This window comes from Aeromonas sanarellii, from assembly GCF_000820085.1.
GTDB lineage: Bacteria > Pseudomonadota > Gammaproteobacteria > Enterobacterales > Aeromonadaceae > Aeromonas > Aeromonas sanarellii.
On the sequence record NZ_CDBN01000012.1, the window covers coordinates 29,326 to 40,392 of the forward strand.

An 11,067-nucleotide genomic window follows, 5' to 3' on the forward strand; every position below is an offset into this window, starting at 1 on the left:
TGTGACGGCGCCCCGTTCCGGGGCAACAAGCGCCTTTTGCATCTTCTCCCCCGATCCCCGACAATCCCGATTTGTGTGAAGTGACGGGAATGCCAGACATTTTCCGGCGCGCACCCCTCTTCATGAAATCGGCGGGAGTCGTCCATGTTTACCCTCTACCACTCCAATCAGCTGGATCTGCTCAAGGAGCTGCTGGTGAGCCGCATCCGGCAGTCCCCCCTCGACCACCCCTTCGATCGGGAGCAGATCCTGGTGCAGAGCCCGGGCATGGCCCAGTGGCTCAAGCTGGAGCTGGCCAAGGCGTTCGGCATCGCCGCCAACATCGACTTTCCCCTGCCCGCGAGTTTTATCTGGGAGATGTTCACCCGGGTGCTGGCGGATGTGCCCCGCCAGAGCCCCTACAACAAGGACGCCATGAGCTGGCAGCTGATGACCATATTACCCGCCCTGCTCGACCGCCCCGCCTTCGCCCCGCTGGCCGCCTATCTGGGGGGCAGCGAAGGGGAGGCGCCGGAACAGGTGCGCCTCTGGCAGCTCTGCCAGAAGGTGGCGGATCTGTTCGACCAGTATCTGGTCTACCGGCCGGACTGGATCGCCCGCTGGGAACAGGGGGAAGGGCTGGGGCTCGAATTGGCCGGGGTCAGCGGCCAGGATTGGCAGCCCGAGTTGTGGCGCGAGCTGGTGGCCCGCACCCTGGCCCTTAGCCCAAGCGGTTACCACAGGGCCAACCTCTACGAGGAGTTTATCCACGAGTTGGCGCGCAGCGCCGAACTGCCGGGCAAGCTGCCCCGACGGGTCTTCGTGTTCGGCATCTCGGCCCTGCCGCCGCGCTATGTGGAGGCCCTGCTGGCCCTCGGCAGCCGCGCCGAGGTGGAGGTGCACCTGTTTGTGACCAATCCCTGCCGCTACTACTGGGGGGATCTGCTGGACAGAAAGACCCTGGCGCGGCTGGAAAACAGGCTCAAGCCCGGCACGGATCTCGAGACCCTGCAGGGCCCCGCCAACCCGCTGCTCGCCTCCATGGGCAAGCTGGGGCGCGACTACCTGCACCAGTTGATGGAGCTGGAGGTGCCGCAAATCGAGGCCTTCGTCGACATCGAGGATCGCGACGATCAGGGCAACGTCACCCTGCTGCGTGCCATCCAGAAAGACGTGCTGGAGCTGGCCGAACGGGGGGCAGGCGAGTTCAGCCTCGACGTCAGCCACCACAAGAGCCCCATCGACCCGGCGGACGGCTCCCTGCAGATCCACGCCTGCCACGGCCCCATGCGGGAGCTCGAGGTGCTGCACGACCGCCTGCTGGCGCTGTTCGAGCAGGATCCCACCCTCACCCCCAAGGACGTGGTGGTGATGATGCCGGACGTCAACAGCTACGGCCCCTACATCCAGGCCGTCTTTGGCAAGGAGAGCGGCGGCGCCCGCGGCCAGATCCCCTTTGCGATCTCCGATCGGGCGGCGAGCCAGGAGAGCCCGCTGCTGCAAAGTTTCCTCGCCCTGCTCAGGCTGCCGAACGCCCGCTTCGGAGCGGGGGAGCTGCTCGCCATCCTGGAAGTGCCCGCCGTGCTGCGCCGCTTCGAGCTGGACGACGACGAGTTCAACGTGCTGCGGCGCTGGGTGCAGGAGACCGGCATCCGCTGGGGACTGGATGACGACTATCCCGAGCGCTTCGCGCTGCCGCGTCTGTCCGGCAACAGTTGGCTGTTCGGCCTGAGGCGCATGCTGCTGGGCTTTGCCATGGGGGACGGGGAGCCGGTAGCGGGGATCCTGCCCTATGCGGACATCGAGGGGCAGCAGGGGCTGATCCTCGGCAAGCTCGCCTGGTTCGTCGACTCCCTGGCGGAGTTTCTGCCCCGGCTGCAACAGGCGCAGCCGCTGGCCGAATGGCACGCCTGCCTGCTGGCGCTGCTGGAGCGCTTCTATCTCGCCGACGAGGATGAAGAGCGCCAGCTCCAGCTCATCCGCAGCCAGCTCATCGACTGGCAGGCCCAGCTCGGCGAGGCCCGCTTCGAGCAGGCCATCAGTGCCGACCTGTTGCAGGACTACCTCGGCAGCGTGCTGGGGGAGTCCCGCTCCAGCCAGCGCTTCCTCGCCGGTCAGGTCAACTTCTGCACCCTGATGCCGATGCGCTCCATTCCCTTCCGCCAGGTCTGCCTGCTCGGCATGAACGACGGCGTCTACCCGCGCACCCTGCCCCCCATGGGCTTCGATCTGATGGCGGTGGCCTCGCGGCGAGGGGACCGATCCCGCCGGGATGACGACCGCTACCTCTTCCTCGAAGCGCTCCTCAGTGCCCAGCAGGGGCTCTACATCAGCTATCAGGGGTTCAGCGCCCAGGACAACAGCGAGAAGGTGCCCTCCGTGCTGCTGGCAGAGCTCATCGACTACGTGCGCCAGGGCTTCGTGCTGGCAGGGGATGAAGATCTCGACGACGACACCTCGGGCCAGCGGCTGCTCGAACACCTGATCGTGGCGCACCCCCTCACCCCCTACAGCCCGGCCTACTTTTACCCCGAGCCCGGCTCCGGTCTCTTCACCTATGCCGCCGACTGGCTGCCGGCCCTGAGCCCGGTGCGGGGTGCCGCCAACTTCCAGAGCGGCGATCTGCCCCTGCCCGCGGAGTGGGGCAGGGAGCAGGGGCTGGAGCTGGCGGAGCTGCTGCGCTTCTATCGCCAGCCCGCCAGGTACTTCCTCAACCGCCGCCTCAAGGTATGGTTCGAGCTGGAGGAGGCGACCATCGAAGACAGCGAGCCCTTCGAGCTGGACGGCCTGCAGCACTATCAGCTCAAGGCGCTGCTGCTGGATGCCCATCTGACCGAAGGGGAGAGCGAGGCCCGTCGCCACCGGCTGCAACTCTCCGGCCTGCTGCCGCAAGGGTGGTTCGGCAGCCTGCTGCTGGAGGAGATCGACGGCGAGATGGGCAAGCTGGCGGCGCGGCTGCGCCCCTGGACGGGGGACAAACAGGCGGTGGAGATCGACATCGCCCTGGCCCAGGGGCAGCTTCAGGGCTGGATAGACACCCAGAAGGGACGAGCGCTGGTGGTCAAACCCGGCAGCTTCAACGGCAAGGATCTGCTGCTGGCCTGGATCCAGCACCTTTGCCTCTCATTGAGCAGCGCCCCCGGCGACACCCTGCTGTTCGATGCCAAACAGAGTCTGCGGCTGCCAAGGCTTGCGGCGGACGAGGCGCGGCCCAGGTTGGCGGCCCTGGTGGCCCTCTGGACCCAGGGGATGAAGCGGCCGCTGCCCTTCTTCCCGAGCACCGCCTGGGAGTGGCTCAAGGGGATCGAGAAGGATCCGGCAAAGCCGGAGGAGGCCGACAAGGCGGCGCTTGCCCGCTTCAACGGCGGCTACATGGTGACGGGAGAGGGGCAGGACGTCTATGTCGCCCGCTGCTTCCCGGAACTCGATGACGAGGTGCTGGCCCAGTTGCAGGGGCTGGCCCGTGAACACCTGACCCCGCTCCATCAGGCGCTGGAGGAGTTGCAATAATGGCTAACCCGCTCAATCCCCTGCGTTTTCCCCTCTATGGCGAGCGGCTGATCGAGGCCTCCGCCGGGACCGGCAAGACCTATACCATCGCGGGCCTCTATCTGCGCCTCTTGCTGGGCCACGGCCCGGTTATCGAACAAGCAGGCGAGGAGGGGGGAGACGCCGGTCAGCCCTGTGCCCACGAGCGGCCCCTGTCGGTGACCGAGATCCTGGTGGTGACCTTTACCGAGGCGGCCACCGCCGAACTGAGGGGGCGGATCCGCGCCCGCATCCACGAGGCGCGTCTCGCCTTTATGCGCGGCCACAGCACGGATACCCTGCTGGCCCAACTGCTGGCGGAGGTGGAGGATCACGACCTGGCGGCCCGTCGCCTGCTGGCCGCCGAGCGGCAGATGGACGAGGCGGCGGTCTTCACCATCCACGGCTTCTGCCAGCGGATGCTCAGGCAGAACGCCTTCGAGTCGGGCGCCCTCTTTGAAACCGAATTTTTGACCGACGACAGCCGGCTCCGGCTGCAGGCGGTGAGTGACTACTGGCGCGCCGAGTTCTATCCGGTGGATCAGCCCCTGGCCCGGGCGGTGCGAAGGCTCTGGCCGAGCCCCGCCGCCCTGCTGCGGGAGATGGGGAGCTGGCTCGACAACGACGAGCTGGAGATCCGCCCGGTGGCGGGGGACGAGACCCTGGCGGCGCGGCACAGCGTCGCCATGGCCCGCATCGGGGCGGTGAAAGCCGGGTGGCTGGTGCAGACGGACGAGATCCGCCGCCAGACCGAGGGGCAGATCAGCCGTTACACCGGCAAGAACTATGAGGGCTGGCTTGCCAAGATTGGCGACTGGGCGCAGAACGAGACCAGCGGCTACGTCCTGCCCAAGGAGCTGGAGCGCTTCGGCCAGCAGGCGCTGGAGGAGAACCTCAAGAAGGGGGGAGCGGTGCCCACCCTGCCGCTCTTTGGCGAGATAGACGCCCTGCTGGCGAGCCGACCCGGCATCCGGGATCTCGTCTTGCAGCGGGCGGCCAGGGTGGTGCGCAGCCGAATGCAGGAGAGCAAGCGCCAGGCCCATCAGCTCTCCTTCGACGATCTGCTGCGGGATCTCGACGGGGCGCTCGGCTCGGGCCTGGGGGAGCGGCTGTGCGAGCGCATCCGCGCCACCTACCGGGTCGCCATGATCGATGAATTCCAGGATACCGACCCCCAGCAGTACCGCATCTTCCATCGCCTTTACGGCGGTCACCAGGACACGGCGCTCCTGATGATCGGCGACCCCAAGCAGGCCATCTACGGCTTTCGTGGCGCCGACATCTTTACCTACATCCAGGCGCGGCGAAATGTGAGCGCCCACTACACCCTGGGGCGCAACTGGCGCTCAAGCCGCGCCCTGGTGGCGGCGGTCAACGGCCTGTTCGAGCGGGCGAAGGATCCCTTCATCTACGAGGCGGACATCCCCTTCCTGCCGGTGGAGGCGCAGGGCAAGAGCCGGGCACTGTTGATCGAGGGGCAGACCGCCCCCGTGCTGCACTGCTGGCAGCTCACCGGTCAGCCCACCTTCAACAAGGGGGAGTACCAGAGCAGGATGGCCCGCGCCACGGCGGCGGAGATCCATCGCCTGCTCACGCTGGCCCGGGAGGGCAAGGCGATGCTCGGCAGCGAGCCGGTCAGGGCCGGGGATATCGCCGTGCTGGTGCGCACCGGCGCCGAGGGCAAGCTGGTGCAGCAGGAGCTGGCACGCCTTGCCATCGCCTCCGTCTATCTGTCGAACCGCGAGAGCGTGCTGGCCCAGGTGGAGGCGCGGGAGATCCTGCTGATCCTGCACGCCTGCCAGAACCCGAGCGATGAGCGAAGCCTTAGGGCGGCGCTCGCCACCGGCCTGTTCGATCTCGATGCCAGGGCCCTGGACGCGCTGGCCTCGGACGAGCGGGCCTGGGAGAGCGCGGTGCAGGAGTTCATGGGATACCGCGCGGTCTGGCATCGCCACGGGGTGCTGGCCATGCTGCGGGCCCTGATGCACGGGCGCAACCTCGCCGCCTCCCTGCTGGCGAGCCCCTACGGGGAGCGGCGGCTGACCAACTTCCTCCATCTCGGCGAGCTGCTGCAACAGGCGAGCGGCGAGCTGGACGGGGAGTACGCCCTGCTGCGCTGGCTCGGGGAGGCGGTGAGCCAGCCCAACGGCCAGGACGGGGAGCAGATACTTCGCCTGGAATCCGAGCGCAAGCTGGTGCAGATCGTCACCATCCACAAATCCAAGGGGCTGGAGTACCCGCTGGTCTTCCTGCCGTTCATTTGCAGCCACCGCGCCGCCGACACCCCCCTGTTCCACGAAACGGGGGAGGCGGGCAATCGCACCGTGCTCGATCTCACCGGTGCCGAGGCGTCTCTGGCCGAGGCCGACAAGGAGCGCCTCGCCGAAGACTTGCGCCTGCTCTACGTGGCCCTGACCCGGGGGGTCTATGCCACCTGGCTCGGGCTGGCGCCGGTGCGCTCCGGGGCGGGCAAGTCTGAGAAGACCGACCTGCACCGCACCGCCATCGGCTACCTGCTGCAAAAAGGCGAAGAAGGGGACGCCGCCACCCTGGCCACCGCCCTCACCGAGTTGGCCCAGGCGCTGCACGGGGTGGCCGTCGGTGAGCCCTCGCTCACCCGCCCGGCCCCGCTGCCCGCCGAAGAGGAGCAGCCGGGGGAGCCCACTGTGCGCGAGTTCAAGGGCCAGCTTGAGCGGGACTGGTGGATCAGCTCCTACTCCGGGCTCGCGGCCCAGGGCAATGGCCACGGCAAGGGGGTGCTGGCCAACCCCGGCTTCGACGACGAGGTGGCCACCGAGGCCGCCGTCACCGTGCAGGACGAGGAGGCGCCAGCCCCTTCCATCTTCACCTTCCCCAAGGGGGCGCGCCCCGGCACCCTGCTCCACAGCCTGTTCGAGACCATCGACTTCCAGATCGCGAAGGGCGAGCCGCTGGCAGAGCATATCGCCGCCCTGCTGGCCCAGGAGGGGTTCGACGAGGGCTGGGCCCCCGTGTTGCAACAGCAGGTGGAGGCGGTGCTGGACACCCCCCTTGGGACCGGCCTTGGGGATCCGGTGCGGCTGCGGGATCTGGCCCCCGAGCGCAAGCAGGTGGAGCTGGAGTTCTTCCTGCCCATGGGGCGGGTGACGGCACCGGCGCTCACGGCGCTCTGCCAGCGGCACGACCCCCTGTCGCGGGGAGGCAAGCCGCTGGGCTTTGCCACCGTGCAGGGCATGCTCAAGGGCTTTATCGACCTGGTGTTCGAGTGGCAGGGGCGCTGGTATCTGCTCGACTACAAATCGAACCACCTTGGCATGAGCCCCGCCGATTACGACCGCCCGGCCCTGGAGTCGGCCATGGTGGAGCATCGCTACGACCTGCAATACCAGCTCTATTCCCTCGCCCTGCACCGGCTGCTCGCCCTGCGGCTGCCGGGCTACGATTTCGACCGGCATTTTGGCGGGGTCTTCTATCTCTTCCTGCGCGGCATGCCCCAGGGGGGCATTTTCCATGCCCGGCCCAGCCGGGAGCTGGTGCTGGGGCTGGATCGGCTGTTTAGGGAAGGGGATGGCTCGGGCGTCATCTCCTCAGACGCATTGAACGAGGCAGAACTATGAGTGGCGGCATAAAGAGCGACGTTGTGATCGAACGGCTGAAAGCCCTGGCGCTGGCGGGGCGCATCCGCCAGCTTGACCTGCAATTTGCCAGGCTGGTGGCCGACCTTGGCGGCAGCCCCGAGCTGGTGCTGGGGGCGGCGCTCGCCTGCTTCGAGCTGGGGCGCGGCCATGTCTGCCTGCCGCTGGCGATGCTATCTGCCGGATCCCTGCGCCCCTTCGGGCTGGATCCGGATCAGGGCCGGGATCTGCTGGCCGATCTCGCGGAGCCTGCCCGCTGGCCCGCCCTGTTTGCAGCCAGTTCGCTCGTTGGCACCGAGCAGCATGATGGGGAAGCCCCGCGCTGGCCGCTGCGGCTGTGGCGCGATCGCCTCTACCTCACCCGCTACCACGACTTTGAGCTGGGGGTGGCCCGCCATCTGCGAGCCTTGAGTGAACGCGCCGAATGGCCCGAGATTGCCCCGGCCCTGTCGCGCCTCTTTGCCCGCGACTACGGCCTGGTGTTCGATGCGCTGCTGAAAGTCCGCCTCGCGCCGGATTTCTCCGTCCGCCACTTCGCCCTGAAGTACCTGGATCTGGTGTTCCCGCACGAGGTGGAGTGGCCCGCCGTCGAGACCCTGCTAAGGAGCGCCCAGGCGGCGAACGAGCTGGAGCGGCTGGATACCCTGGTGCCCGAGGCGCTCTGCTGCAACGGCCAGAAGCTGGCGGCGGCCACCGCGGCGGCGCGCCCCTTCGCGGTCATCTCCGGCGGCCCCGGCACCGGCAAGACCACGACTGTGGCCAAACTGCTCGCCATCTTGGTGGAGACCGGCCTGCAATCGGGCAAGGCCCCGGCGATCCGGCTGGTTGCCCCCACCGGCAAGGCGGCGGCGCGCCTCACCGAGAGTATCGGTTCTGCCCTGCAGGCCCTCGACCTGCCCCCAGAGTGGCGTGATGCCATTCCCACCGAGGCGGGCACATTGCACCGGCTGCTCGGGGTGATCCCCGGGCGCAGCCAGTTCCGCCACCACAGAGGCAACCCGCTGCACCTGGACCTGTTGGTGGTGGACGAGGCCTCCATGGTGGACCTGCCGATGATGGCGCGCCTGCTGGATGCGCTGCCCAGCCAGGCCCGCCTGATCCTGCTCGGCGACAAGGATCAGCTCGCCTCGGTGGAGGCGGGAGCCGTGCTCGGGGATATCTGCAGCTTTATCGAACAGGGCATCAGCCCGGCGCAGGCGGACTGGCTCTCCCGCCAGACCGGCTACCGCTTGCAGGGCTCGCCCGTCGGTGCACCGGTGCGCGACAGCCTCTGTTTGCTGGCCAAGAGCTGGCGCTTTGACCAGCATTCGGGCATCGGCCAGCTGGCGCGGGCCTGCAACGGCGGCGACGGGGCGGCGGTGGAGGCGGTCTGGAGCGCAGGATTTGGCGACATCAGCCTGCACCCCTGGGCCGGGGAGGCCTATGACGAGTTGATTGCCCAGGGGGTGGCCGGTTACGGCAGCTATCTCAAGGCGGCCCGGGCCGGAGAAGATCCGGCGGCGGTGTTCAAGGCGTTCAACGGCTTCCAGATCCTCTGCGCCCTGCGGGATGGCCCTTTCGGAGTGCAGGGTCTCAACGAGCGGCTCGAATTGGCCCTGTCACGGGCCGGGCTCATTGCCCGGGATGGCGACTGGTATGCCGGCCGCCCGGTGATGGTGGTGCGCAACGATCACGGGGTCGGCCTCTACAACGGCGACATGGGGCTCTGCCTGCCCGATGAAACCGGGCGACTCAAGGTATGGTTCGAGCAGCCGGACGGCACCCTGCGGGCCCTCTTGCCAAGCCGCTTGCCGCCCCATGAGACGGTCTACGCCATGACCATCCACAAATCCCAGGGCTCGGAGTTTGCCCATACCGTGCTGGTACTGCCCGACAGCCCCAGCCCGCTCCTGACCCGCGAGCTGGTCTATACCGGCATCACCCGCGCCAAGGCCCGCCTCGATCTCTACGGCGATCGCGCCCTGCTGGCACAGGCCGTGCGGAAAAAGACCGAGCGTTATTCCGGATTGGCGGAGCGGTTGGGGGCGTGATTTATTGGATGGCGGTAAAGGAATTTGCCGCTGTTTGAATACGTAGTAGGAGTCCTACTGTGGGCTTCCTTACCCGTCATGGGGGGGAGCGTTGAGCGCTAGGTTTTCATCGACCGTGACATCAAAGTAAGTAACCTCTCGAAATCACGTTGCAACCATATGATAAATATGAAGATTATCTGTTGCTGCTTTTGCGGGAGGGTTGAATATTATTTTTGTTTTATAAATAGCGCAGTGTGACAGCGATTTATGAAGGAGAAGACGGTGGTTGAAGAAGCATTGTCGTACAAGGAACTTGGTCCGTGCCTGAGTAGTGAGTTGGCAGCGCATCTTGTGGATGCATATGGATTGTCAAAAGAGGCTGCTCGTCAACGAATCAGCAGGGCAAGTGATAAAGTCAAGCAGCTCTCACATTTGAAATTTTCTAGAGGTACTCGCTTTACATATTTAGAAAAAGACTACGGTTCACCTATATTTTGGGATAATTTGTTTCGAGTGATTTATAGCCAGAAGGGCGCATATGCATTAGCCCTTAGAGCTGTGGAAAGTAGAGGCATTGTCCCAATTGAACATTTTAAAATAGCTTGTGGTTCACCAAAGGCTCAGCAGAAAAAAAATAAGTTTATTCAGTGTTATGGAAAGAATGCTTGAGGCGAACATCTTTGTAAAAGATGAGATAAATGGTATAGGAGAATGCATTCTTACTAAGAAACTACATGATAATAATGTTTTAAAAGAACAAGTGGTAAACTCTATTAGATCAAGGCTCCTCGCAGAACAGGTATTTATTGGCGCGATTAAAGAGTGGCTTCGTCGTTTATCTATTGCAAGTTATGACAGTATTAAAACCAGGGAGGATTTTTCAAATCCCCCTTTGGTTGGGCCATTCTTTTGGGATATTTCATCACCTAGTTATCTAGCCCCGCTTGTAGAATGGAAGACGAAAGATAAACCAACGCCTGGTTTTGTTGTTTGTGATGTTCTATTTAGTACGAATGTCAATATGGGTGATTTGGAGCCATTCTTTAACAAGGTCCAGTCATTGCAATCACTTAAAAATATAAAAAGGACGCTTTATATTTTTGTGGCGCTTAGTTATGAGAATGATGCTTATAGAAAGTTAAGGGAGAAAGGTATAATACCCGCAACACCGGAGAGTCTCTTTGGTAAGGATATTGCTGAAGCATTTATTTCTCTAATTAAAGTTACTGAGAAGTCAATTTCTGGCAATCTAGAAAGCAAATGTCTTGATGAAGTCATGGCTAAGCTGAACCGTTTAGAGGGGGTGATGGGTAATATGCGGGGAGCATTTTTTGAAATGCTTGTCAGTCATATAGTTAGAAGCTCTACAGCTGGGATTTTTGAACTAAATAAGATATGCAAGAATAATAAAGGAGAAAATGCGGAGGTAGATGTCTATGTGATTCCTCAAATTGGAAATCCTAGGATGATAGAGTGCAAAGCAATGAAACCAGGCTCTTTTGTTAGTAATGAGGAAATTGATAGATGGTTGAATGTTAGGATTAATAGAGTAAGAGAGCACTTAAATAGATTGGAGATAGTCAAGCCAAACAGAGAAATTCCTATATTTGAATTGTGGACAACAGGAAGAATTTCAGATGATTCTATGGCTAGAATTTTAAAAACAAAAGAGATAAACAAACACAAATATAACCTCATTGTCGTTGGCCCAGTCGAAATTAGAGATGCTGCTAAGTCTGATGATGCAGCGCTGAAAGTGTTGAATGATTATTTTCTTCCGAGGATTTAGATAATTTCATCACATGATAGTTATTACTTGTTAGTGGTGTTATATATATCGCGAAATATTTTTTTCTTTCCCTCATCCCCACCCTTCTCCCGCAAGGGGAGAAGGGAGCAAATACGTCGTCCGATTACGCTTCGCTAATCGAACC

Annotated in this window: 5 protein-coding genes; all 5 read left to right on the forward strand. The window is 63.0% G+C overall.

The annotated features are described in order from the left end of the window. Positions 1-144: 144 nt before the first annotated feature. The 5 genes from recC to BN1132_RS19265 all read left to right on the forward strand — a co-directional run bounded on the left by recC (position 145) and on the right by BN1132_RS19265 (position 10,922). Positions 145-3,489: an exodeoxyribonuclease V subunit gamma gene (gene recC, locus BN1132_RS02020; protein ID WP_042074526.1), complete on the forward strand. Its 3,345-nt coding sequence runs from the start codon at positions 145-147 to the stop codon at positions 3,487-3,489. Continuing rightward, on the forward strand, positions 3,489-7,103 hold the full coding sequence (recB, locus tag BN1132_RS02025; RefSeq protein WP_042074527.1) for an exodeoxyribonuclease V subunit beta: 3,615 nt from the start codon (positions 3,489-3,491) through the stop codon (positions 7,101-7,103). The genes recC and recB overlap by 1 nt, the downstream gene beginning before the upstream one ends. Beyond that, positions 7,100-9,151: an exodeoxyribonuclease V subunit alpha gene (gene recD, locus BN1132_RS02030; protein WP_042074528.1), complete on the forward strand. Its 2,052-nt coding sequence runs from the start codon at positions 7,100-7,102 to the stop codon at positions 9,149-9,151. Before recB ends, recD begins: the two co-directional genes overlap by 4 nt. A 264-nt stretch (positions 9,152-9,415) precedes the next feature. Then, positions 9,416-9,802, forward strand: a complete 387-nt coding sequence (locus BN1132_RS20200) for a hypothetical protein (protein WP_244462893.1) — start codon at positions 9,416-9,418, stop codon at positions 9,800-9,802. Continuing rightward, complete coding sequence (locus BN1132_RS19265) at positions 9,795-10,922, forward strand: hypothetical protein (protein ID WP_244462894.1); 1,128 nt, start codon at positions 9,795-9,797, stop codon at positions 10,920-10,922. The genes BN1132_RS20200 and BN1132_RS19265 overlap by 8 nt, the downstream gene beginning before the upstream one ends. Positions 10,923-11,067 lie beyond the last annotated feature (145 nt).